The organism is Phaeovulum sp., assembly GCF_047638075.1.
In the GTDB taxonomy this organism is placed as follows: domain Bacteria; phylum Pseudomonadota; class Alphaproteobacteria; order Rhodobacterales; family Rhodobacteraceae; genus UBA6197.
On sequence record NZ_JBLJBV010000066.1, the window covers coordinates 80,198 to 101,476 of the forward strand.

The following is a 21,279-nucleotide window of genomic DNA, read 5'->3' on the forward strand; positions in this document are numbered from 1 at the left end:
TTGGGCAGGAATCAGGGATGAACCAGACAGCGGATATCTTGTGCATCGGCTCGGTGCTGTGGGACATTATCGGTCGCACGCCCGGGCATATGCGCGAGGGCTCGGATGTGCCGGGGCGGATTACTCGGTTGCCGGGGGGTGTCGCGATGAACATCGCGATGACGCTGGCCCGCTTTGGCATGCGGCCGGCGCTGCTTTCTACCGTGGGCCGCGACGCCGAGGGCGACGAGTTGATCGCAAGCGCCGCGCATATGGGCCTGATCTGCAATCATATTTACCGCTCAAACGATCTGCCGACAGATCGTTATATGGCGATCGAGGGTGCCAATGGCCTGATCGCCGCTATCGCAGACGCCCATTCGCTGGAAGCCGTGGGCGACAAGATCCTGCGCCCGCTTGCCGATGGCGCCTTGGGCAGCGCGGCAAAGCCCTGGGCCGGCCCGGTGGCGCTGGACGGGAACCTGACCGAGTCGCTCTTGGCCACAATCGCCATATCGCCGCTTTTCGCCCTGGCCGATCTGCGGATTGCCCCCGCCAGCCCCGGCAAGGCCGAACGGCTGCGCCCCTTGCTGGATCACCCCAACGCAACACTTTATGTCAACCTTGATGAGGCGGGGCTGCTTTGTCAGCGCAGCTTTGAAAGCGCCCCCGAGGCCGCCGAAGGGCTGATAGCGCGTGGTGCGCACCGCGTTCTGGTCACCAATGGCGCCCACACCGCCGCCGACGGCGCGCAGGGCAGCGTTCTGACCCAGACCCCACCGCCCGTTCTGGTGACCCGTGTCACCGGCGCGGGCGATACTTTCATGGCCGCCCATCTGGTGGCCGAACGGCGCGGGCTGGACCGCGCCGCATCCCTTGCCGCGGCACTTGACGCCGCTGCGCGCTACGTCTCAGGAGATATCGCCACATGACCGCCCCCCTCAGCTATTCACCCGAAGCCCGCGCCGCCCTTGATACCGGCCGCGCCGTCGTGGCGCTGGAAAGCACGATCATCACCCACGGCATGCCCTACCCGCAAAACCTTGAAACCGCCCGCGCGGTCGAGGCCGAGGTCCGCGCAGCCGGTGCCGTTCCCGCCACCATCGCCATTCAAAACGGCCACATCCACATCGGCCTGACCGAAGTCGAGCTGGACCAACTGGCGCAGACACCCGATGCGATGAAGCTTAGCCGTGCCGATCTGGCCGCCTGCCTCGCAATGGGCCGCACCGGCGCCACGACAGTCGCCGCAACGATGATCTGTGCCCATCTGGCCGGGATCCACGTCTTTGCCACCGGCGGTATCGGCGGTGTGCACCGCGGCGCCGAAACCTCGTTTGACATCTCTGCTGATCTGTCGGAACTGGCGGCAACCCCGGTCACGGTGGTTGCTGCGGGCGCGAAAGCCATCCTTGATCTGCCGAAAACGCTTGAGGTGCTTGAAACGCTGGGGGTGCCGGTCATCGCCCTGGGGCAAGACAAATTCCCGGCCTTCTGGTCGCGCAGCTCGGGCCTGACGGCGCCGCTGCGCATGGACAGCGCCGCCGAAATCGCCGCCGCCCATCTCATGCGCGCGCGCATCGGCCTGCCCGGCGGCCAGCTGATCGCCAACCCGATCCCGAAAGCCGCCGAAATCGCCCGCGAAGACATCACCCCGGTGATCGAGGCCGCCCTTTCCGAGGCCGAAGCCCAGGGGATCAGCGCCAAAGCCGTCACCCCCTTCCTGTTGCAACGCATCTTCGAGCTGACCGAAGGGCGGTCTTTAGCCTCCAACATCGCGCTGGTGCTGAACAATGCGCGTCTGGGCGCCGCAATTGCCCTGGAAATCGAGCGCCAGACCTAAGCTGCCCATTGCAGCACCCCGCCCCCCTCCATAAGTTACGCCAAACCCGGAGGGAACCGCCAGATGACCGACCCCGATCCCGCGCCGCGCAAGCGAAGCGTCTTTGCAACCTTGCGCGCCTCGTTCCTGACCGGGCTGGTCGTCGTGGCACCCATTGGCCTGACGCTGTGGCTGATCTGGACGGTCACCGGCTGGATCGACGGTTGGGTGCTGCCGCTGATCCCCGAACGCTGGCAACCCGAACAATATATCGGGATCAACCTGCGTGGCCTCGGGGTGATCATCTTTTTGGTTTTCACGGTTATTGCAGGCTGGCTGGCCAAGGGGTTTTTCGGCCGCTCGCTGTTGCGCTGGGGCGAAGGGCTGGTCGATCGGATGCCGGTCATCCGCTCGATCTACAATGGCTTGAAACAAATCGCTGAAACCGTTTTTGCACAGACCGAATCCAACTTTGACAAGGCCTGCCTGGTCGAATACCCGCGCCCCGGCATCTGGGCGATCGGCTTTGTCTCCACCAAAGCCAAGGGCGAGGTGCTGCTGCGCACCCCCCACGACGGCGACGTGATGTCGGTCTTCCTGCCCACCACACCAAACCCGACCTCGGGGTTTTTGCTGTTCGTCCCCGAAACAGACCTGATCTATCTGGATATGGGGGTCGAAGACGCGGCCAAACTGATCATTTCCGCAGGCTTGGTCTATCCCAACCCAAAAGACCCAACCACGCCGCCCAAGCCCTAAGACCCGCGCGTCCAGCTGCAACAGCCCCCAACCGCGCCCCCTCCCCCCCCTCTGGCTTTTTTTTGGCAAAAATACTCCGCGGGGGTCCGGGGGCGCGAAGCCCCCGGCGGTCTCTCACGGGGCGGCCCTTCTGTCACCCATAAGAAACGCCCGGCCAATGATCTGGTCCCCTCCCAGCCGATGTGGGGGGCATGAACAGATCCTTTCCGCATGTGGTGACAGTTGCGCGATTGCCCGTTCACACCCCAAACGTCATGCAAAAAAAAACGCCCGCACGAGGCGGGCGTTAAGTCATGAGGCAGGTTTCATACAGGCAAGAAACCTATCGAGCAGTAGGTATCTTATAAGCGCTTAGTTGCCGTAATCCAAGGGAAAAGTTTGCGTATCGCGCCGTGCAAAGCTAGCTTCGCCCCGAAAAGAACAGGCAAGCCGGGGTTATCGCGATGCTGAAATTGGTGTTTTTGCGGGGCCTGCGGTGCTGCCTTGTCGCTTTGGGCCCTGTATTGATGGGGGCCGCAGCCCATGCGGACGCAACACATGGTATAGCGATGTACGGCAGCCCTGCCCTGCCGGCCGGGTTTGATCATCTGCCCTACGCCAACCCCGACGCCCCCAAAGGCGGCCGTATTCGCTTGGGCGAATCGGGCGGATTCGATTCCCTCAACCCCTGGATCCTGTCAGGGCGGGCCGCCGCTGGTGTCGCCGCCTACACAGTCGAATCACTCATGGGCCGCAGTGCGGATGAGCCGTTCACGCTTTACGGGCTGCTGGCCGAAAGCAGTGATACCGATGAGGCGCGCTCTTACGTCGAATTTACCCTGCGTGAAAACGCCCGCTTTTCAGACGGCACCCCGGTCACCGTTGATGACGTGATGTGGAGCTATGAAACCTTGGGCACCAAGGGCCATGCCCGCTATCACACCGCCTGGGCGAAGGTCGCAAAAATGGAGCAGACCGGCCCGCGGTCCGTCCGCTTCACCTTTGATGCGCCTGACCGCGAACTTGCGCTGCTGATGGGGATGCGCCCGATTTTGAAAAAGGCACAGTGGCGGGGCAAGGACTTTGCCGCCTCGACACTGGAGGTGCCGATCGGGTCGGGCCCCTATGTGGTCGATCGGTTTGAGCCGGGCAGGTTCATCAGCCTGAAACGCAATCCCGACTGGTGGGGCAAGGATCTGCCCCTTAACCGGGGCCAGTACAACTTTGATGAAATCCGCTATGATTATTTCGGCGATGGCGGCGTGGTATTTGAGGCGTTCAAGGGCGGCGAGATCGACACATGGCGCGAAACCAACAGCGCCAAATGGGCGCGCGAATATACGTTTCCGGCGGTCAGTTCAGGCAAGGTCGAGAAAGCCGAAATTCCGCACCACCGGCCATCCGGGATCACCGGGTTGGTGTTCAATACCCGCAGACCCGTTTTTGCCGATTGGCGCGTGCGCGAAGCGCTGACACTGGCGTTCAACTTTGAATTCATCAACGCCACGCTCAATGACGGGACCGAGCCGCGGATCAGCTCGTATTTTTCCAACTCCGCCTTGGGTATGGCGCCGGGGCCGGCGACCGGGCGGGTGGCCGCATTGCTGGCGCCCTTTGCTGGCGATCTGATCCCCGGCACGCTTGAAGGCTATGTCTTACCCATTGCAGACGGGACCGAATTGAACCGCGGCAATAGCCGCAAGGCGATGCGCCTGCTGGAAGATGCGGGCTGGACCGTGGACGACGACGGGGTTTTGAAAAACGCCCAAGGCGCGCCCTTCACCTTTGAGATTGTCTTGGCGCAGGGCGCAGCCGAAGTGCAATCCATCGTCGACATCTATACCGAGGCGTTGACCCGGCTGGGCATCGCGCCGCGTCTGACCACGGTGGATGACGCCCAATACAAGGAGCGCACCAATACCTATGATTTCGACATGGCCTGGTATACCCGCGCGCTTTCGCTAAGCCCCGGAAATGAGCAGATGCTTTACTGGGGCGCGCAGGGGGTAAAACAGCCGGGCAGCCGTAACTGGATGGGAATGAATTCCCCCGCCGCCGAGGCGATGATTGCCGCGATGTTGGCCGCCGACAGCGAAGCCGAATTCACCGCTGCCGTGCAGGCGCTCGACCGGGTGTTGACCGCGGGGCGCTATGTGATTCCCATCTGGTATAGCAAAGTCTCGCGGCTGGCCTATGATCGGGATCTTCACTTTCCCCGGCGGATTCCGCTATACGGAGATTGGCCGGGCTTTCAGCCCGATGTCTGGTGGTATGAGGCAGTGAAATGAAAAAACTGATGATTCTGGCCTGTCTGGTAGCCCTTGCAGGGTGCAACACCGTCGCGGGTGTAGGGGATGATGTCTCTGGTGGCGCGCGTCAGGTGCAAAGCTGGTTCTGATCCGATTTTCCTTTGCGTTTTCACCGATTGACGGCAAACTCGCATATAGGGGGCCAACCATCGCAAGATTGCAAGGAAACGGAGAACACGAATGAAATGGCACCATGTCCAGGAAAACTGGCCGGCTTTTTATGACGCGATCATAGACCGTTGGCCTCAGGCGGATGAAGCCGATCTGGATGAGATCGACGGCGATCAGCGTGCCTTCATCGCCTATGTGGCCGGAATGAACGGTCAAGAACCTGCAGAGGCGCGCGAAGAGATCCGCGAATGGATCGTCGGCGAGTTGCCCTCTGACGTTGTGATGGACCCGCGCCATGACAACCATTCGATCACCCTCTCGGCTAAATATGTCGGCGAGGGCGAGGATGAGTCTGATGATGATGCGCGGTTTGGCGATGACGCCAAAGACGGCTGATGCGCCCGGTTGGAGCGTCGCTATTTGAGTATTTTTACCAAAAAAAAAGCCGGGTCAGGCCAGTGAGGTGACCCAAAGCACGGTGGCGTCTTCGGGCGAGGTCGAAATCAGGTTGTGCCCCATGCTGGCGTCGTAATAGGCGCTGTCGCCGCGTCTGAGATCCACAGGTTCATGGGACTCGGTATAAAGCCGTGCGGTGCCGGTCAGGACATAAAGGAACTCTTCGCCATCGTGACGCACCCAGCCGCCGAATTCATCAAAGCTGCGGGCGCGAATCCGAGCGCGGTAGGGCAGCATCTGTTTACGCGTGAGGTCGGTTGCCAGCAGTTCATGTTCATAGGTGGAGGTGACATGCGGCTGCCCTTCGGTGGCGCGGGTCAGCGCCATGCGGCCCGTCACCTGCCCGCCGGAGGGCGGTGTGAACAGTTGCGGGATCGAGATCGCCAGCCCGTCGGCCAGTTTCTTGAGCGCCTCGTAGGTGGGTGACATCTGGCCATTCTCAATTTTTGACAGTGTCGAGCGGGCCAGACCTGCCTGATTGGCGGCGTGTTCAAGTGTCCAGCCACGGGCCTTGCGCAATTCACGCACGCGGCTGGCAAGATCGACCGGTTTGGGCAAATCCTCAGTGCCATTTTCGCGCGCGATGCGGATGATTTTCGCGCTTTCAGTTTCGCCCATCATGCTGCCTTTCAAGCGAGGGTCCCGCATCGGTGCGGACCGGGGGCGGGTCTGCCGGGTTGCAAGCTGCCGGGGCGAGAGGTAGCAGGAAAGGATGTATTCTGTCCATGCCGAAGCCCCCTCACCGCCCTGCCCCGAGCCGTTCAATCTGGCCGGCCATGTGTTGGCCTGTGCGCCCGAGGCCGGCGCGCGCGCGGCGCTGAAGGTTTTGAACCCGGATGGCGGCGCCGAGGTCTGGGGCTATGACCGGCTGGAGGCCGCCGTGCGTGGCACCGCCACCGGCCTGTTGCGCGCGGGGCTGGCGCCCGGTGATCGGGTTTTGTTGCGGCTGGGCAATACGCCCGGGTTTCCGGTGGCGTTTTTGGGGGCGATTGCAGCGGGGCTGATCCCGGTGCCGACCTCATCGCAGTTGACGCGAGCCGAGATCAGCCGGATGGCGGCGGGCCTTGACCCGGCACTGGTGATTGCGGGCGAGGGTATCGCGCTGCCCGATCACCCGGCGCCGGTGCTATCGGAGGCCGTCTTGCGCGGTTTTGAGGCGTTGCCGCCCGCCAATTACGTTTTGGGCGCGCCGGACCGGCTGGCCTATCTGGTATTCACCTCGGGCAGTTCAGGTCAGCCGCGTGCGGTGATGCATGCGCACCGCGCGATCTGGGCGCGCCGGATGATGATCGACGGGTGGTATGGGCTGCGGGCCGACGACCGGCTGCTTCATGCAGGGGCCTTCAACTGGACCTATACGCTGGGCACCGGGCTGATGGACCCGTGGAGTGTTGGCGCCACCGCCCTGATCCCTGGCCCCGGTGTCACGTCGCTGCAACTGCCCGCGCTGCTGTGCGCGCATGAGGCGACGATTTTTGCCGCCGCCCCCGGCGTCTTTCGGCAGATGCTGCGGACGCCGGGCGCCTTGACCCTGCCGGATTTACGTCACGGATTGTCGGCGGGCGAGGCCTTGCCGGGTTCGGTCAGGAAGGGGTGGAATACGGCCACCGGCACGATGATTTATGAGGCGCTGGGGATGTCGGAATGTTCGACCTTCATTTCGGGTAGTCCTGCCCGCCCGGCACCAGATGGCAGTGCCGGTTACCCGCAGCCGGGCCGCCGGATTGCGGTGTTGGACGCTGCCGGTCAGCCGGTGGCGCGGGGCACGTCGGGGGTGCTGGCGGTTCATCGCAGCGATCCGGGGTTGTTTCTGGGCTATTGGCGCGCAGATCGGGAGACCGCCGCGCGCTTTGCCGGTGAGTGGTTCATCACTGGCGACATGGTTTCCATGGCCCCTGATGGCGCAATCACCTACCTTGGCCGCGATGATGACATGATGAACGCAGGCGGCTACCGCGTCTCGCCGCTGGAGGTCGAGGCGGCGCTGGCCCTGCACGAACAGGCGGGCGAAGTCGCGGCGGTGGAATTGCGCGTGAAGGCCGACACCAGCGTAATTGCTGCGTTCTATACGGGTTCCGCCACACCCGAGGCCTTGGCTGCCCACGCCAAGGGTTGCCTTGCGCGCTATAAACAGCCACGGATCTTTCGGCACATTGCTGTGATTCCGAAAAACGCCAACGGCAAGATCAACCGCCGCGCCCTGCGCGATCTGAAGGAAGCGCCATGACGCTGGAACTGTGGTTCGTGTTTTTGCTGGCCTCGGTCGCGCTGTCGCTGACGCCGGGGCCAAACGCGCTTTTGGCGTTGGATCATGGCGCGCGCTACGGGCGGGCGCGGGCGGGGTTCACGGTGCTGGGCTCGGTTCTGGCGATGATGACGATGGTGGGGGCAACGCTGGTGGGCCTTGGCGCGCTGATGTTGGCGTCCGAGGCTTTGTTCGGCGCGATCAAGTTGCTGGGCGCGGCCTATCTTGCCTGGCTGGGGGTAATGCTGTGGCGCGCGCCGGGTTTTGCACCTGCCCCTCTTCCCGGCGAGGCGCGCCGCCTGATTTCACGCAAGCGGGCATTTAGCCAAGGCGCGCTGGTGATGCTGTCTAACCCGAAAACCATCCTGTTTTTCACCACGTTCCTGCCGCAGTTTTTGACCCCTGGCGCGCCGCTCTTGCCGCAGTTTGCGGTGCTTGCGCTGACGCTGGGCATGGTGGAATTGCTGGTCGAGCAGTTTCTGGCCTCGGCGGCGGGTCGCTTTGCCCCTTGGCTTGGCCGCAATGGCCGCATGTTCAACCGTGTCACCGGATTGGCCTTTGTTGCCATTGCCGCAATGGTGGCCCTGTCGTCGAAAGGTAACGCATGATCTCGCTTGATATATTCGCTGATCCGGTCTGCCCGTGGTGCCTGATCGGCAAGGCGCGACTGGATCGGGCGTTGGAGGCGCGGCCCGACCATCCGTTCGTGATTGCCTGGCATCCGTTTCAGCTAAACCCCGACATGCCTGCCGAGGGGGTGGAGCGCGGCACCTATCTGGAGGCCAAGTTCGGCAGCCGCAATGCGGTAGTCGATCTGCACAAACCAATTATTGAGGCCGCCGACGCCTTGGGCCTGACGATTGATCTGGCCGCCATCACCCGCATTCCCAACACGCTTGATGCGCATCGGATGATCCATTGGGCCGGGCAAGAGGGGCGGCAAACCGCGATGATCGCGGCCTTGATGCGCGCCTATTGGCGCGAGGGGCGCGATATTGGCGCGGTTGCGGTGCTGGCGGATCTGGGCGAAAACATCGGTATGGAGCGCGCACTGGTCACCCGTTTGCTGGCCTCTGACGCGGACCGCGATACGGTTCTGGCGCGCGACCGGCATGCCCGCGAACGTGGCCTGAATGCGGTGCCCAGTTTCATCATTGCCAACCAGCACGTCGTTTCGGGCGCACAACCGACCGAGCTGTGGCTGAACGTGATCGACGAATTGACAGGTCGCCCCGATGTTTAAGCCGCGGCGCCCGCTGGCGCTACCAGAGTTCACCGCCCTGCTGGCCGCGCTGTTCGCGACCGTTGCCTTTTCAATCGACGCGATGTTGCCCGCGCTGCCACAGATTGCGGCGGAACTGACCCCGACAGATGTGAATCGCGCGCAGTTGGTGCTGACGTCATTTGTGCTGGGAATGGGATTGGGCACCTTTGTGACCGGCCCAATTTCGGATGCGATGGGGCGCAAATCCACGATCACCGGCGGGTTTGCAATCTATATCGCCGCAGCCATCTGGGCGGCCTACGCCCAAAGCCTTGAGGTGCTGCTGGTTGCACGGTTCGTGCAGGGCTTGGGCGCATCCGGGCCCAGAATCGTCGGGCTTGCGATGGTGCGCGATCTTTATGCAGGGCGCGAAATGGCGCGGGTCACGTCTTTTGTGATGATGATCTTCATCCTTGTTCCGGCGGTTGCCCCGTCAATCGGGCAGTTGATCATTGCGGTTGCGGGATGGCGTGGGATCTTTGGGGCGTTCATCGCGTTTTCACTGATCGGGTTATTGTGGATGAACCTGCGCCAGCCCGAAACACTGCCGGTCACGCACCGTCGCCCCCTATCGCCCGGGCCGCTGCGCGCCGCTGCGATCGAGGTCTTGGCCGACCGTGATGTGCGACTTTATATCGTGGTTCTGACGCTGGGGTTTGGGCAGATGTTTGCGCTTTTATCCTCGGCGCAGCAGATCTTTGACATCAGCTATGGGCGCGGCGTCAGCTTTCCGCATTGGTTTGCGTTGATGGCGTTGCTTTCAGGCACGGGCACGCTGATCAACGCGCGCTTCGTGATGCGGCTGGGGATGCGCAGGCTGGCCAAGGATGCCTATCTGATGCAGATCGTCGCCTCGTTTCTGGCGCTGACGTTGCTGAAATTTGATCTGTTGCCCGAAGGCGCCCATTTTGCGGTGTTTTTTCTTTGGGCGGTTTCGGTGTTTTTCATGGCCGGGGTAACGTTTGGCAATCTGAATGCGCTCGCGATGCAGAAAATGGGCCATATCGCCGGTATGGCGGCCTCGGTCGTCTCGGCGCTGTCGACGGTGTTTGCGGTGGCCATTGCCGCGCCGGTCGGGTTGATGTTTGACGGCACGCCAATCCCCATCATGCTGGGCACGCTGATCTGTTCGGCGCTGGCCTGGGTGCTGATGCGGCGCACCGTCGAGCATTAGGCCTTTTTCCGGCCCTCGATGACCTTTTCAGCCAGATCGCGGGCGATGCCAAAGGCACCCTTGATCTTGTCCGCGTCCGTCGCCCAGTCGCGGCGCACCACGACCTTGTTGCCAGAGATTTTGGCCATGCCACGTTCTGCGGCCAGAAACTCGACCAGGCCTGCGGGGTTGGGGAACTTGTCCATGTGGAACTGCACCGTGGCGCCTTTCGGGCCGGCGTCCATCCGGGCAATCTGGGCGCGTTTGCACATGGCTTTGATCCGCACCACCAAAAGAAGCGTGTTCACCTCTTTCGGCAAGGGGCCGAAACGGTCGATCAATTCGGCGGCGAAGCCCTCCAGCTCGACCTTCGTGGTCAGCGATGAAAGGCGGCGGTAAAGCCCAAGGCGCACGTCCAGATCAGGCACGAACGCCTCGGGGATCATCACCGGCACCCCCAGGTTGATCTGCGGTGCCCATTGGCCATCGCCCTCGGTTTCGGTCAACTGGCCTGACCTCAGCTTGGCAATCGTTTCTTCCAGCATCGCCTGATAAAGCTCGTATCCGACCTCTTTGATATGGCCCGATTGTTCCTCGCCCAAGAGGTTGCCGGCACCGCGCAGGTCAAGGTCCTGACTGGCCAGCGAAAAGCCCGCACCAAGGCTGTCAAGGCTGCCCAAAAGCCGCAACCGCTTGGTCGCCTGCGGGGTGAGCGGCATTCGCGGCTTTGTGGTCAGGTAGCAGTAGGCGCGCGTCTTGGCACGGCCGACCCGGCCCCGGATCTGGTAAAGCTGGCTTAGCCCGAACATATCGGCGCGGTGCACGATCATCGTGTTGGCGGTGGGAATATCCAGCCCTGATTCCACAATGGTCGTGGCCAAAAGCACATCATATTTGCCGTCATAAAAGGCGTTCATCCGGTCATCCAGCTCGCCCGCTGCCATCTGGCCGTGGGCAATCACAAAGCTGACTTCGGGGACATGTTCGCGCAAGAACGCCTCAATCCCGGCAATGTCGGTGATTCTGGGGACAACGTAAAAGCTTTGGCCGCCGCGATAATGTTCGCGCAGCAGCGCCTCGCGGATGGTGACCGCGTCAAATTCCGAAACATAGGTGCGGATCGCCAACCGGTCCACCGGCGGTGTGCCGATGATCGACAGATCCCGCACCCCCGTCAGCGACAGTTGCAGCGTGCGCGGAATCGGCGTTGCGGTCAGCGTCAGCACATGAATCTCGGATCGCATTTCCTTGAGCCGTTCTTTATGGGTCACGCCGAAATGCTGTTCCTCGTCGATCACCAGCAGGCCCAGCCTCGCGAATTTTACCCCCTTGGCCAGCACGGCATGGGTGCCGATGACGATATCGACCGTGCCTTCGGCCAGCCCTTCGCGCGTCGCGGCGGCATCCTTGGCCGTCACAAACCGCGACAGCGGGCGGACGCTAATTGCAGTGCCGCGAAACCGTTCGCAAAATGACTTGTAATGCTGGCGCGCCAGCAATGTCGTAGGCGCGATCACCGCCACCTGCACCCCGGACTGCGCCGCGACAAAGGCCGCGCGCATCGCCACCTCGGTCTTGCCAAAGCCGACATCGCCCACCACCAGCCGGTCCATTGGCGTGCCCGAGGCCAAGTCCTCCACCACATCTGCGATTGCGGTCAGCTGATCATCGGTTTCTTGCCAGGGAAAACGGGCGGCAAAAGCCTCCCATTCATGGTGCGGCGCTTCCAGCATCGGGGCGGCACGCAGGTGGCGTTCGGCGGCGATCCGCATCAGCCGTTCGGCAATCTGGCGGATGCGTTCCTTCAGCTTGGCCTTTTTCGCCTGCCAGGCGCCGCCGCCCAGCTTGTCAAGCAAGCCCTCTTCATGGCCGTAGCGGCTAAGAAGTTCAATATTTTCAACCGGTAAGAACAGCCGGTCACCGCCCGCGTATTCGAGCAGCACGCAGTCATGCGGCGCACCCAGCGCGGTGATGCTTTCCAGCCCCTTGTAGCGCCCCACCCCATGATCGACATGCACCACCAGATCGCCGGGCGACAGGCTTTGCGCCTCGGTCAGGAAATTCTCGGCCTTGCGTTTCTTCTTGGGCGTGCGGATCAGCCGGTCACCCAGCACGTCCTGCTCGGAAATTACCACCAGACCCGCGCCATCCCCGCCCGGAGCCTCAAACCCCTGATCCAGCGCCCAGACCGCAAGGCATAGCCCGCCCTTGCCGGGGCCAATGTCACGCGCATCGCGGATCAGCCGGGCACCGGTCAGCCCTTCGTCCTCCAAAAGACCCTTCAGCCGTTCGCGCGCCCCCTCGGACCAAGATGCGATCACCACCTGCCCCACTTTGAAGCTGGCTTTGATGTGGTCCTTCAACGCCCCGAAAAGGCTGACATTTTCCAATTTTCGTTCGGGGGCAAAGTTGCGTCCCAAACGCCCGCCCGCATCCAGCGCGCCCGGCCCGGTTGGCTGCGCCAAAACCGACAGGTGGATGGTCCGGTGCGCCGCAAGGGCCGCATTCCAGCCTGCGTCGTCAAGGTAAAGCAGATCGGGGGCCGCGGGTTTATAGACGCTATCCACCCGATCACGGCGGCGCAACGCCTCCAACCGGGTGTCATACTGATCGGCAATGCCTTCCCAGCGGCTCAGGCGCTGCGGTTCCAACTGATCGTCCAGCATCACGGACGCGCCGGGCAAATAGTCGAATATCCCTTCAAGCCGTTCGTGGAAAAAGCCCAGCCAATGTTCCATTCCGGCGTGTTTTCGGCCGGCGCTGACGGCCTCATATAGCGGATCATCCGTGCCGCCGGCGCCAAACTCCACCCGGTAATTCTGCCGAAAGCGGGCAATCGCGGCGTCGTCCAGAATGACCTCGGACACCGGGGCCAGTTCCACCATGGTCAGCTTTTGCGTGGTGCGCTGCGTTACCGGGTCAAACCGGCGCGCGCCATCCAGCACATCACCGAACAGATCCAGCCGGATCGGGCCGCCCTCGCCGGGCGGAAAAATATCGATGATCCCACCCCGGACGGCGTAATCCCCCGGTTCGGACACGGTCGAGGCGGGCGAAAAGCCCATCCGCACCAAAAACCCGCGCAGCGCCGTCTCATCCACCTGCCCCCCCACCCGCGCGGCAAAGCTGGAGGCCGCCACCACGTCACGCGCCGGCACCTTTTGCATCGCCGCCGATAGCGTGGTCAGCAAAATGAACGGCCCCCGCACCCCCGCCGCCAGTGCGGCCAGCGTCGCCATCCGCGTCGCCGAGATGGCCGGGTTCGGGGAAACCCGATCGTAGGGCAGGCAATCCCATGCCGGAAAAGTCAATACCACGGCTTCGGGCGCAAAAAACGCAAGCGCGGTGCGCATCGCCTCCATCCGCCGGTCATCGCGCGCGACATGCACCACCGGTGCCCCGCGCGCCAATTCCCGCGCCAAAAGCCGCGCATCATAGCCCTCTGGGGCGCCTGACAACAGGATGTGATTTGTCTGTTTCATCGCGCTCTGAGGTATCGAGCCTGCGCCCGGTGTCAACCCCGCCCCTGCTTTCTTTCTGATCCAAACATCTTTGCAAGACCGGGCCGGAAATCAGCCAAGCCGGGCGCAAACGCGCCCCTTGCCCTTACCGCAATACCGACAGGTTGAGGTTTTGCCACATCCCCCAAAGCGCTGTCACCGTGATCGCCATCATTCCCAACAGTTGCACAAAGAACCGGTGCCGCGTCAGACGAAAGACGACAAGCTCGGCGGTGGCCGCGCCGCCCAACAGCAGCGCCTCAAGGCGCCGCGCGGTTGCCAGACTCATTGCCCCGACAATCGTCAGCGGAAAGACGATCAAAAAGACCGCCTGCGCGAACTCTACCCAATAGAAAAAGCCCAAGATCGCCAGCGAACTCAGCACAAACCCCACTATCATCGCCAGCACCAGCCCGCTTTCGCGCCCGATGTAAAGAAGACGGATCACATTCAGCCGCACCATGACCACCAGATCATCCGCCGCCGTTCCGCCCTTTCTGCGCGCGCGCAGCACCATATCATAGGGCACGCCCAACACCCAATGCGCCGTTGATGACCAGGTCACCGCCAGCGCGATCCAATACCACAGGTTGGAAAACGACCGCATGTCGATCAGCGCAAGAATGGTCTGGGTCACGTTCACGTCAGGCACTCCTGGAAATCTGACGCAAGCGTAGTGGATGTTCGGGCAAAGGAAAACCTCTTGCATTTGCGTCAGACGTGACAGCCTGCCCCCTTGAGAAAGGGCGTGATCCGTGGCACCCCTCGGCCAAGGTTTCCAGCGAAAGTTCAGCCATGACCCCGATCTTGCCCCCCTTCCCGCACACCCGCCTGCGCCGTCTGCGCCGCACCCAAGCCCTGCGCGATCTGGCGCAAGAACATCGGCTTGCCGTCAAGGATCTGATCTGGCCGATTTTCGTAACCGATGTGCCCGGCGCCGATGTCGAGATCCCGTCGATGCCGGGTGTGTCACGCCTGACGCTTGAGGGGGCGGTGCGCGCCGCCGAAGAGGCCGCCACTTTGGGCATTCCGGCGATCTGTCTGTTTCCCTACACCGATCCGGCCCTGAAAACCGAAACCTGCGATGCAGCCTGGAGCCCGGAGAACCTGGTCAACCGGGTGATCCGCGCCGTCAAGGCCCGCGTTCCCGAAGTGGCAATCATGACCGATGTGGCGCTTGATCCCTACAATATCAACGGCCATGACGGCCTGGTGCGCGACGGCATCATCCTGAACGATGAAACGGTCACCTGCCTGACCAATATGGCGCTGGCGCAGGCCGATGCGGGGGCCGATATTCTGGGCCCGTCCGACATGATGGATGGGCGCATCGGTGCCATGCGCAGCGCGCTGGAGGCCAAGGGCCATGCCGATGTCACCATTCTCAGCTATGCCGCCAAATACGCCAGCGCCTTTTATGGGCCTTTTCGGGATGCGGTGGGCGCATCGGGCGCCCTGAAGGGCGATAAAAAGACCTATCAGATGAACCCCGGCAACTCTGACGAGGCAATTCGCCTGGTCGCCCGCGATCTGGCCGAAGGCGCCGATATGGTGATGGTAAAACCGGGCATGCCCTATCTGGACGTCTGCCACCGCGTCAAGGAAACCTTCGGCGTGCCGACCTATGCCTATCAGGTTTCCGGCGAATACGCGATGATCGCGGGGGCCGCGCGCAATGGCTGGGTCAACCATGACGCGGTGGTGCTGGAAAGCCTGATGGCGTTTCGCCGCGCCGGCTGTGACGGTGTGCTGACCTATTTCGCCCCCGTTGCCGCACGTCTTTTGCAAGGCTGATCGGCGCCGCGTCGCCTTTCACCACAAGTGGAAGTGACAACTGCGTATTTTTACCCTATAACTTGTGTCCAACAGGCCGCATAAAGGCCTGATCACAGGCGGAGAGCAGTAATGACCCAGATTTCCAGACGCAATCTTCTGGCTTTTGGCGGTGCGGGGCTTGGCCTTGCCGCTTGTGGCAATGGCATCGGCGGTGGCGGCGCCCCGCGGCTTGACGCGCGGGTGGACGCCACGCGCGACTATCTGATTTCGCGCTATCCCGGCACGCAGGATCTGATGAGCAAATCGGTGGGCATTCTTTACATGCCGCTGATGACCGAGGCGACCTTTGGTTTTGGCGGCGCTTATGGCCGCGGCGCGCTCAGGATCAACGATGTGACGGTGGATTACTATTCGGCGGCTTCGGCCTCGGTCGGGTTTCAGATTGGCGCGCAGCAATACGCGCATGCGCTGTTTTTCATGACGCAAAAGTCGCTGGCGGATTTCCGCAGGGCGGATGGGTGGGAACTGGGCGCAGATGCGCGCTATGCCCTGCCCGACGGTGGCGGCGCTATTGGCACCGACACCACAACCACCCTTGCGCCGGTCATCGCACTGGTCTTTGGCCAGGCCGGGCTGATTGCCGGTGCCTCGCTTGCAGGAACGAAATACACGCGCATTCTGCCCTGATCCGATGGGCGCCCGGTGCTGATCGGGCGGCCTTTTGACGGGCGGCGGGTCAACTTCCCAGAATAACGCGAACGTAGTTTGTCGTTTCGCGGTAGGGCGGGATGCCGCCGTGCTTTGCCACCGCTTCGGGCCCGGCATTATAGGCCGCCAACGCCAGGCGCCAACTGCCGAACCGATCATACATCTGCCGTAGATAGCGCGCGCCACCGTCAAGGTTCTGGCGCGGATCACGCGGATCCACCCCCAACCGTGCCGCAGTTCCGGGCATCAACTGTGCCAACCCATGCGCGCCCTTGTGCGAGGTCGCGTTTGCGTTCCAACCTGATTCCTGCTGCACCAGCCGCAAGAACAGATCCTCGGGCACGCCGTGTTTTCGGGCGGCGCTTCGGGCCATTGCCAAGTATTCGCCCTTGTAGCGCCCTGAATAGCCCGGCAGATTGGCGTTTTCAGGCGCGCTGAGCAGCCCTTTTGGCTGAAGCCGCGCCGAATTTGAATATTGCGCGTTCAGCCGGGTGTCCATCAGCTTGGTCTGGTTGCGAAACAAATTGGCCCGCGACTTGCTCGATGATCCCGAAAGCGACAGCCCCTCGGCCCCCGCATCCATCGGCACAAAACTGATTCCGGCCATGACAACAGCCACCAACACTCGACGCATTCACGGTCCCTCAAACGAGCGGTTTTCAAACCCGCGCAGTTCTTTGAACGAAACTAGCCTGTTTCGCCGCAAAACGAAAGCCTTAGGCGCGCAGCACCTTGCGCATCGGCATTGGCGGGGCCCGCAGGCCCTTTTTTACCCTTTCTTACCCCCGCCCTGATGGGCTAACACAAGCCAACAATACGGATTCGAGTGGAGGATTTAATGGCGGGTTCTGTAAACAAGGTGATCCTGATCGGCAATCTGGGTCGCGACCCCGAAGTTCGGTCCTTCCCCAACGGCGGCAAGGTGTGCAATCTGCGCATTGCCACGTCAGAAACCTGGCGCGACAAGGCCACGGGTGAACGCAAGGAACGGACCGAATGGCATTCCGTCGCAATTTTCTCGGAACCGCTGGCCAAAATCGCTGAACAATACCTGCGTAAAGGCTCCAAGGTCTATCTGGAGGGCCAGTTGGAAACCCGCAAATGGCAAGACCAGTCCGGTGCGGACCGTTACAGCACCGAAGTCGTATTGCGCCCTTTCCGCAGCGAATTGACGCTGCTTGACGCCCGTGGCGAGAGTGGCAGTTCGGGTGGCGGCTCTCAGGGCGGCTATGGTGGTGGATCGCAGGGCGGCTATGGTGAAAGCTCAGGCGGCGGCTATGGCACCCCATCCCCGCAGGGCGGTGGCCGCGCGGACATGGACGATGAAATCCCGTTCTGACGCCGCGCGCTACCTAGGCTGATCGCGTCATCATTTCGGCCAGCGTGTGCGTGGTGGGGGGCGGGCAAAGGCTGCGTAAAACAAACGCCGCCCCGCAACCCCCCAAAGGTTTTCGTTGCCATATCGTCGCGGGCACGATGGATACTGCCTCCGGCGGCGGCGCGTTTTCGGGGTGCGCGTTTGACCAGACGTGCCAGGTGCGCAAGGCTGATCGTGCCCCCCTATTGATCCGCGCCGTTTGCCAAACGGTGGCGGATTTTACACCCGGCAGGGACGCCGCTGTTACAGGGATCTGGCGATGGGTTCGGGTGAAATCACGTCAACGCCGCTTGACAGCATCAAAATCCGAACCGCGCCCACTTGGTCAGGCGCCACAATGCCGTTCGGATGTGTGCAGCGTTTTATAAAGCCTCACGGCTCGCCGGTTGTGGGTTTGGGCCGATCCTGATGCCTGCCGCGATCCAGCCGGTCAGCAAAGGCCTTGCGCTCATCTGGTGTCATTGCGGCGATCCGCCCGAACATCAGCCGCCCGCCGATCTCGATCCGCTCCAGCGTTCGCATCCGGTGCCCGTCAAGTACGGCCTGCACCTCGGCTTTGTTCCAGGGATCTGCGCGCAAAGCCGCGATCAGCCGCGCATAGTCGGCGCGCGCCGCACGCTGCATGGCGCGAAAGTCCTGACCCTCGGCCTCGGCGTCGCGGCGCAGGGCTTCGCGGTCCTCGCGCGATAATGAGGCGGTAAAGGGGCCCATGCTGATACTGCTGACCCTATGGCGTGGCGGGTGCTTGGCATGACCAATCACCCCGCCTGCAACGACCCCCAAAACCACCAGATTCAACGCAAGCGACACGATGAAGACCGCGCGCACCCAGCCGCGCATGCCGGGCTTTGGCGCGGCGACGGCACCGGTATCGTCCGTTTTTGTCATCGTCCATCCTCCGTTCCCAGCGCAAAGGCAAAGACATCTTCGTCAGGCAACAGATCGACGGTGCCCAACACTTCGGCCCCGCCGACACCCAGATAGCCTGCGCTCATATCCTCCAACCGGTCCACGCCAGCAAATCCGATCCAGACCCCCGCCAGCGTCGCCGTAGCCAACCCGCCCACCGCACGCCAGCCGCCCAGCGCCGCCAGTAGTGCCGCAAAACCGCCCATACGCGGCTTGGGGGCATGCGCCAACGCTGCAAGGGGATGGCGCGCCCGCGTCTCGGCCTCGGCATCCGCCAACACCCGCGCCAGCAACGCCATGCCGGGTTCGGGCGCCGCCGTGCGGGCCGCCCCGAAAAACGCCTCTAGCGGATCGTGGGCCTTATCCGTCTTATCCATGGCCATACCCCAATTCCTCTCGCCGCCCGGCCAGCATGGCCGTCAACGCCCGTTTTCCCCGCGCCGTCAGGCTTTCCACCGCCTCGACGCCAATCTCCATCACATCTGCAATCTCGGGGTTGGACAACCCTTCGAGGTGGCGCAGAACCACCGCCTGCCGCTGGCGGTCAGGCAAGGCGGCAAGTGCCGCCTCCAACGCCTTGGCGCGGTCCGTATCAATCATCACATCCACAACCGCTGGCCTGCCGTCATCGGGCTCTGCCGCCTCGTCCAAAGACACGCCGCGCCGTTTGCGCAGACGGTCGGTGGCCAGGTTCGACACCACCCGGTAAAGCCAGGTCGAGACCTTGGCCTCGCCCTGCCGCCAGTCGGGGGCCACGCGCCACAACCGCAGCATCGCCTCTTGCGCGACGTCCTCGGCCTCGCTGCCGTCCCCCAACATCCGCGCGGCAACCCTTAGCGCCATTGGCGTCAGACGTATGGTCAGCGCGCGTGCGGCTGCGGGGTCTCCATTGGCATAGAGAACCAGCAGGGCCTCTTCCGAGGTGTCGGTAAGCGCGTCAAATGGCATATCCATGCGTCCAATGGCCTAGCGCGGAATCCGTCATCTTGCAATCACGGCCCAGAGGGTGCCCTCCGGGCCGTCAACGGCGTCAGTTCCAGTTCTGGTGCATCTTGTGGTTATGCCCGCGGCGATCGTGGTCGCCCTTGGCCTTGCCCTTCTTGCCCATGCGGTCCTGCATCCGGGCTTTCGCGGCCTCCATTTCCGCGGTGGAAATGGCACCGTCGTTGTCGGTGTCAAACCGGTCAAACATCATCATCGGCATGGGTCGGCTGGCCAGTTCGGCGGCAGACAGCATCCCGTCACCATCGGCGTCTTGGGCGGCAATGCGTGCCTTTACCCGCGCCTCGACGCGCGCCTGCACCCCTGCCATTTCCTGCGCGACCAATTCCTCGGCGCTGATCTTGCCGTCACCGTTTGCGTCCAGCGCGGCAGCCTCGGCGGCGCGAACTGCCCGGATCTCGTCTTGCGTGATCTTGCCGTCACCATCCGTATCGTATTTGGCGAAATCGAACATCGCACCGCGCTGCCCGCCCATCATCGGACCATCCGACATCGGGCCGGCACCCATTCCGGCACCCGGACCAGCCTCCATCCCTGCGGGTGGCGGCGCATCCTGGGCGAAAACCGGCACCGCGATGGCAAGGCTGGTGCCCGTCAGAACGATTGCGGCAAGGGTGTCTTTGAACGTCATCTTCATCAAAATTCTCCTGATATACCGGCACTTTGCCGCTGTCTGATACCTGTCAAACGCGCCAGTGCGCGGTTTCCGTCGCGCAGGCGTCGATCACCAATGCGTGAGCGGGGGTGATGTGGTCCCTTCCCTGCACCGTATTTTAGGTGGATAAAGACCCCGCGCATGAGGGAGACGACGATGACCGATATCAGCCCCGACCTTGAGGACGACCGCCCCATGGGCAATGCGGTCTGGCGCGGGCTTGCCTGCCGCTGCCCCGCCTGCGGCAAGGGGGCGCTGTTGCGCAGTTATCTCAAGGTGCACGACAATTGCCCCACTTGCGGCGAGACGTTTTCGCATCACCGCGCCGATGACGGCCCCGCCTATCTGACCATCCTGATTGTCGGCCACCTTATGGCACCGCTGATCCTTTGGGCCTTTATCACATGGCGGCCTGAACCGATGACCATGATCGCCATTTTTGCAACCGGCACGTTGGCGCTATCGCTTTTGTTGTTGCCGCGGCTGAAAGGCATGATTGTCGGGATTCAGTGGTCGCGCCGGATGCATGGCTTTGGCCCCGGCCCGGACGCGCGCGATGACTAAGCCACAGACCGAAGACAAGGCCCGCCTGCGCGATGCCGCCACCATCTTGCTGGTGCGGCGCGGGCCGGATGGCCCTTCGGTGCTGATGGGGATGCGCGGTGCGGCTGCGGCCTTCATGCCGTCGAAATATGTCTTTCCGGGCGGCGCGGTCGATGCCGATGACGCGCTGGTGCCCCTTGCGGCACCCTTGGGCGCGGCCTGTGCCGGACGGATTGCCGCCGACGCGCCGGCAGGTCTGGCCACGGCCCTTGCCGCCGCTGCCGTGCGCGAACTGTGGGAAGAAACCGGGTTGATGCTGGGGGTGCCGGGGCAATGGCCCGGCGCGGTTCCGCCCGATTGGGCCGGCTTTGCGGCCACCGGCAATCTGCCCTCGGCCGCCCCGCTGACCTTCGTTTTTCGCGCAATCACGCCGCCGGGTCGCCCACGCCGTTTTGACGCGCGCTTCTTTCTGGCCGATGCGGCGGATGTGCTGGGCGATCCGGACGACTTTTCACTGGCCTGCGATGAGCTTTCGCATCTTCATTGGGTGCCCATCACCACGGCCCGCCGCCTAAACCTGCCCTTCATCACCGAGGTCGTTCTGGCCGAGGTTGCCGCCCTTTTGGAGATCAGCGGCGACACTATCGCCACGCCCGAAAGCGTGCCGTTTTTTGACAACTCCGGTGCAGATTCAACCTTTCGCAGGCTGGCCTAGCCGGGGCTGGCGCGCC

At 62.9% G+C, this 21,279-nt stretch carries 23 protein-coding genes; 15 read left to right on the top strand and 8 right to left on the bottom strand.

What is annotated here, in order from left to right:
• Positions 1-17: 17 nt before the first annotated feature.
• From ACM62R_RS10530 to ACM62R_RS10555, 6 genes are all read left to right on the top strand, one after another.
• Complete coding sequence (locus tag ACM62R_RS10530) at positions 18-911, top strand: PfkB family carbohydrate kinase (protein WP_415184010.1); 894 nt, start codon at positions 18-20, stop codon at positions 909-911.
• A complete protein-coding gene (locus ACM62R_RS10535; protein WP_415184011.1) occupies positions 908-1,822 on the top strand; it encodes a pseudouridine-5'-phosphate glycosidase in 915 nt (304 codons plus the stop codon). The genes ACM62R_RS10530 and ACM62R_RS10535 overlap by 4 nt, the downstream gene beginning before the upstream one ends.
• A gap of 63 nt (positions 1,823-1,885) precedes the next feature.
• The gene (locus tag ACM62R_RS10540; RefSeq protein ID WP_415184012.1) at positions 1,886-2,560 is read left to right on the top strand and encodes a DUF502 domain-containing protein; all 675 of its coding nucleotides are present in this window, start codon (positions 1,886-1,888) and stop codon (positions 2,558-2,560) included.
• A 506-nt stretch (positions 2,561-3,066) separates the two neighbouring features.
• On the top strand, positions 3,067-4,827 hold the full coding sequence (locus ACM62R_RS10545) for an extracellular solute-binding protein (RefSeq protein ID WP_415184060.1): 1,761 nt from the start codon (positions 3,067-3,069) through the stop codon (positions 4,825-4,827).
• Positions 4,824-4,937, top strand: coding sequence for an entericidin (locus ACM62R_RS10550; RefSeq protein ID WP_415184013.1), 114 nt, complete (start codon positions 4,824-4,826; stop codon positions 4,935-4,937). The genes ACM62R_RS10545 and ACM62R_RS10550 overlap by 4 nt, the downstream gene beginning before the upstream one ends.
• Before the next feature lie 91 nt (positions 4,938-5,028).
• Positions 5,029-5,355, top strand: coding sequence for a hypothetical protein (locus tag ACM62R_RS10555; protein ID WP_415184014.1), 327 nt, complete (start codon positions 5,029-5,031; stop codon positions 5,353-5,355).
• 54 nt (positions 5,356-5,409) lie between these two features.
• On the opposite strand, the gene ACM62R_RS10560 is transcribed toward ACM62R_RS10555, so the two are convergent.
• Entirely contained in the window at positions 5,410-6,063 is a 654-nt protein-coding gene (locus ACM62R_RS10560; protein WP_415184015.1) for a helix-turn-helix domain-containing protein, read from the bottom strand.
• A 64-nt stretch (positions 6,064-6,127) separates the two neighbouring features.
• Between ACM62R_RS10560 and ACM62R_RS10565 the strand changes: the two genes are divergently transcribed.
• From ACM62R_RS10565 to ACM62R_RS10580, 4 genes are read left to right on the top strand one after another with little or no spacing between them, the layout of a single operon-like run.
• On the top strand, positions 6,128-7,642 hold the full coding sequence (locus ACM62R_RS10565; protein WP_415184016.1) for a class I adenylate-forming enzyme family protein: 1,515 nt from the start codon (positions 6,128-6,130) through the stop codon (positions 7,640-7,642).
• Positions 7,639-8,268: a LysE family translocator gene (locus ACM62R_RS10570; RefSeq protein ID WP_415184017.1), complete on the top strand. Its 630-nt coding sequence runs from the start codon at positions 7,639-7,641 to the stop codon at positions 8,266-8,268. The genes ACM62R_RS10565 and ACM62R_RS10570 overlap by 4 nt, the downstream gene beginning before the upstream one ends.
• Positions 8,265-8,903 carry a DsbA family oxidoreductase gene (locus ACM62R_RS10575; RefSeq protein ID WP_415184018.1) on the top strand — a complete coding sequence of 213 codons (639 nt, stop codon included), beginning with the start codon at positions 8,265-8,267 and terminating at the stop codon, positions 8,901-8,903. The genes ACM62R_RS10570 and ACM62R_RS10575 overlap by 4 nt, the downstream gene beginning before the upstream one ends.
• Positions 8,896-10,098: a multidrug effflux MFS transporter gene (locus tag ACM62R_RS10580; RefSeq protein ID WP_415184019.1), complete on the top strand. Its 1,203-nt coding sequence runs from the start codon at positions 8,896-8,898 to the stop codon at positions 10,096-10,098. Before ACM62R_RS10575 ends, ACM62R_RS10580 begins: the two co-directional genes overlap by 8 nt.
• Here ACM62R_RS10580 and mfd read toward each other — a convergent pair.
• Positions 10,095-13,559: a transcription-repair coupling factor gene (mfd, locus tag ACM62R_RS10585; RefSeq protein WP_415184020.1), complete on the bottom strand. Its 3,465-nt coding sequence runs from the start codon at positions 13,557-13,559 to the stop codon at positions 10,095-10,097. The genes ACM62R_RS10580 and mfd overlap by 4 nt on opposite strands.
• A 124-nt stretch (positions 13,560-13,683) precedes the next feature.
• On the bottom strand, positions 13,684-14,220 hold the full coding sequence (locus ACM62R_RS10590) for a component of SufBCD complex (protein WP_415184021.1): 537 nt from the start codon (positions 14,218-14,220) through the stop codon (positions 13,684-13,686).
• A gap of 152 nt (positions 14,221-14,372) precedes the next feature.
• Here ACM62R_RS10590 and hemB point away from each other — a divergent pair, with 152 nt between their 5' ends.
• Both hemB and ACM62R_RS10600 read left to right on the top strand, forming a co-directional pair.
• A complete protein-coding gene (gene hemB, locus ACM62R_RS10595; protein ID WP_415184022.1) occupies positions 14,373-15,371 on the top strand; it encodes a porphobilinogen synthase in 999 nt (332 codons plus the stop codon).
• A gap of 111 nt (positions 15,372-15,482) precedes the next feature.
• Positions 15,483-16,040 (top strand): YSC84-related protein, encoded by a 558-nt coding sequence (locus ACM62R_RS10600; protein ID WP_415184023.1) that lies wholly within the window; start codon positions 15,483-15,485, stop codon positions 16,038-16,040.
• Between the two features lie 49 nt (positions 16,041-16,089).
• Here the strand turns inward: ACM62R_RS10600 and ACM62R_RS10605 are convergent, their stop codons facing one another.
• A complete protein-coding gene (locus tag ACM62R_RS10605; protein ID WP_415184024.1) occupies positions 16,090-16,695 on the bottom strand; it encodes a lytic transglycosylase domain-containing protein in 606 nt (201 codons plus the stop codon).
• A gap of 204 nt (positions 16,696-16,899) precedes the next feature.
• On the opposite strand from ACM62R_RS10605, the gene ssb reads away from it, so the two are divergent.
• The gene (ssb, locus tag ACM62R_RS10610) at positions 16,900-17,400 is read left to right on the top strand and encodes a single-stranded DNA-binding protein (RefSeq protein ID WP_415184025.1); all 501 of its coding nucleotides are present in this window, start codon (positions 16,900-16,902) and stop codon (positions 17,398-17,400) included.
• A 411-nt stretch (positions 17,401-17,811) separates the two neighbouring features.
• Here ssb and ACM62R_RS10615 read toward each other — a convergent pair whose 3' ends face one another.
• From ACM62R_RS10615 to ACM62R_RS10630, 4 genes are all read right to left on the bottom strand, one after another.
• Positions 17,812-18,327 (bottom strand): periplasmic heavy metal sensor, encoded by a 516-nt coding sequence (locus tag ACM62R_RS10615; RefSeq protein WP_415184026.1) that lies wholly within the window; start codon positions 18,325-18,327, stop codon positions 17,812-17,814.
• Entirely contained in the window at positions 18,324-18,725 is a 402-nt protein-coding gene (locus ACM62R_RS10620) for a dihydroorotate dehydrogenase (protein ID WP_415184027.1), read from the bottom strand. The genes ACM62R_RS10615 and ACM62R_RS10620 overlap by 4 nt, the downstream gene beginning before the upstream one ends.
• Positions 18,718-19,302, bottom strand: a complete 585-nt coding sequence (locus tag ACM62R_RS10625) for an RNA polymerase sigma factor (RefSeq protein ID WP_415184028.1) — start codon at positions 19,300-19,302, stop codon at positions 18,718-18,720. The genes ACM62R_RS10620 and ACM62R_RS10625 overlap by 8 nt, the downstream gene beginning before the upstream one ends.
• 76 nt (positions 19,303-19,378) lie before the next feature.
• The gene (locus ACM62R_RS10630; RefSeq protein WP_415184029.1) at positions 19,379-19,987 is read right to left on the bottom strand and encodes an EF-hand domain-containing protein; all 609 of its coding nucleotides are present in this window, start codon (positions 19,985-19,987) and stop codon (positions 19,379-19,381) included.
• Positions 19,988-20,161: 174 nt separating this feature from the next.
• Here ACM62R_RS10630 and ACM62R_RS10635 point away from each other — a divergent pair, with 174 nt between their 5' ends.
• Both ACM62R_RS10635 and ACM62R_RS10640 read left to right on the top strand, forming a co-directional pair.
• Positions 20,162-20,569, top strand: a complete 408-nt coding sequence (locus ACM62R_RS10635) for a DUF983 domain-containing protein (RefSeq protein ID WP_415184030.1) — start codon at positions 20,162-20,164, stop codon at positions 20,567-20,569.
• Positions 20,562-21,263, top strand: coding sequence for an NUDIX hydrolase (locus tag ACM62R_RS10640; protein WP_415184031.1), 702 nt, complete (start codon positions 20,562-20,564; stop codon positions 21,261-21,263). Before ACM62R_RS10635 ends, ACM62R_RS10640 begins: the two co-directional genes overlap by 8 nt.
• Positions 21,264-21,279 lie beyond the last annotated feature (16 nt).

What these genes read in the sequence shown, in the direction of transcription:
- ACM62R_RS10530 (WP_415184010.1), top strand. Translation starts at nt 18, where the DNA reads ATGAACCAGACAGCGGATATCTTGTGCATCGGCTCGGTGCTGTGGGAC.
- ACM62R_RS10535 (WP_415184011.1), top strand. Translation starts at nt 908, where the DNA reads ATGACCGCCCCCCTCAGCTATTCACCCGAAGCCCGCGCCGCCCTTGAT.
- ACM62R_RS10540 (WP_415184012.1), top strand. Translation starts at nt 1,886, where the DNA reads ATGACCGACCCCGATCCCGCGCCGCGCAAGCGAAGCGTCTTTGCAACC.
- ACM62R_RS10545 (WP_415184060.1), top strand. Translation starts at nt 3,067, where the DNA reads ATGGGGGCCGCAGCCCATGCGGACGCAACACATGGTATAGCGATGTAC.
- ACM62R_RS10550 (WP_415184013.1), top strand. Translation starts at nt 4,824, where the DNA reads ATGAAAAAACTGATGATTCTGGCCTGTCTGGTAGCCCTTGCAGGGTGC.
- ACM62R_RS10555 (WP_415184014.1), top strand. Translation starts at nt 5,029, where the DNA reads ATGAAATGGCACCATGTCCAGGAAAACTGGCCGGCTTTTTATGACGCG.
- ACM62R_RS10560 (WP_415184015.1), bottom strand. Translation starts at nt 6,063, where the DNA reads ATGCGGGACCCTCGCTTGAAAGGCAGCATGATGGGCGAAACTGAAAGC.
- ACM62R_RS10565 (WP_415184016.1), top strand. Translation starts at nt 6,128, where the DNA reads ATGTATTCTGTCCATGCCGAAGCCCCCTCACCGCCCTGCCCCGAGCCG.
- ACM62R_RS10570 (WP_415184017.1), top strand. Translation starts at nt 7,639, where the DNA reads ATGACGCTGGAACTGTGGTTCGTGTTTTTGCTGGCCTCGGTCGCGCTG.
- ACM62R_RS10575 (WP_415184018.1), top strand. Translation starts at nt 8,265, where the DNA reads ATGATCTCGCTTGATATATTCGCTGATCCGGTCTGCCCGTGGTGCCTG.
- ACM62R_RS10580 (WP_415184019.1), top strand. Translation starts at nt 8,896, where the DNA reads ATGTTTAAGCCGCGGCGCCCGCTGGCGCTACCAGAGTTCACCGCCCTG.
- mfd (WP_415184020.1), bottom strand. Translation starts at nt 13,559, where the DNA reads ATGAAACAGACAAATCACATCCTGTTGTCAGGCGCCCCAGAGGGCTAT.
- hemB (WP_415184022.1), top strand. Translation starts at nt 14,373, where the DNA reads ATGACCCCGATCTTGCCCCCCTTCCCGCACACCCGCCTGCGCCGTCTG.
- ACM62R_RS10600 (WP_415184023.1), top strand. Translation starts at nt 15,483, where the DNA reads ATGACCCAGATTTCCAGACGCAATCTTCTGGCTTTTGGCGGTGCGGGG.
- ACM62R_RS10605 (WP_415184024.1), bottom strand. Translation starts at nt 16,695, where the DNA reads ATGCGTCGAGTGTTGGTGGCTGTTGTCATGGCCGGAATCAGTTTTGTG.
- ssb (WP_415184025.1), top strand. Translation starts at nt 16,900, where the DNA reads ATGGCGGGTTCTGTAAACAAGGTGATCCTGATCGGCAATCTGGGTCGC.
- ACM62R_RS10615 (WP_415184026.1), bottom strand. Translation starts at nt 18,327, where the DNA reads ATGACAAAAACGGACGATACCGGTGCCGTCGCCGCGCCAAAGCCCGGC.
- ACM62R_RS10620 (WP_415184027.1), bottom strand. Translation starts at nt 18,725, where the DNA reads ATGGATAAGACGGATAAGGCCCACGATCCGCTAGAGGCGTTTTTCGGG.
- ACM62R_RS10625 (WP_415184028.1), bottom strand. Translation starts at nt 19,302, where the DNA reads ATGGATATGCCATTTGACGCGCTTACCGACACCTCGGAAGAGGCCCTG.
- ACM62R_RS10630 (WP_415184029.1), bottom strand. Translation starts at nt 19,987, where the DNA reads ATGAAGATGACGTTCAAAGACACCCTTGCCGCAATCGTTCTGACGGGC.
- ACM62R_RS10635 (WP_415184030.1), top strand. Translation starts at nt 20,162, where the DNA reads ATGACCGATATCAGCCCCGACCTTGAGGACGACCGCCCCATGGGCAAT.
- ACM62R_RS10640 (WP_415184031.1), top strand. Translation starts at nt 20,562, where the DNA reads ATGACTAAGCCACAGACCGAAGACAAGGCCCGCCTGCGCGATGCCGCC.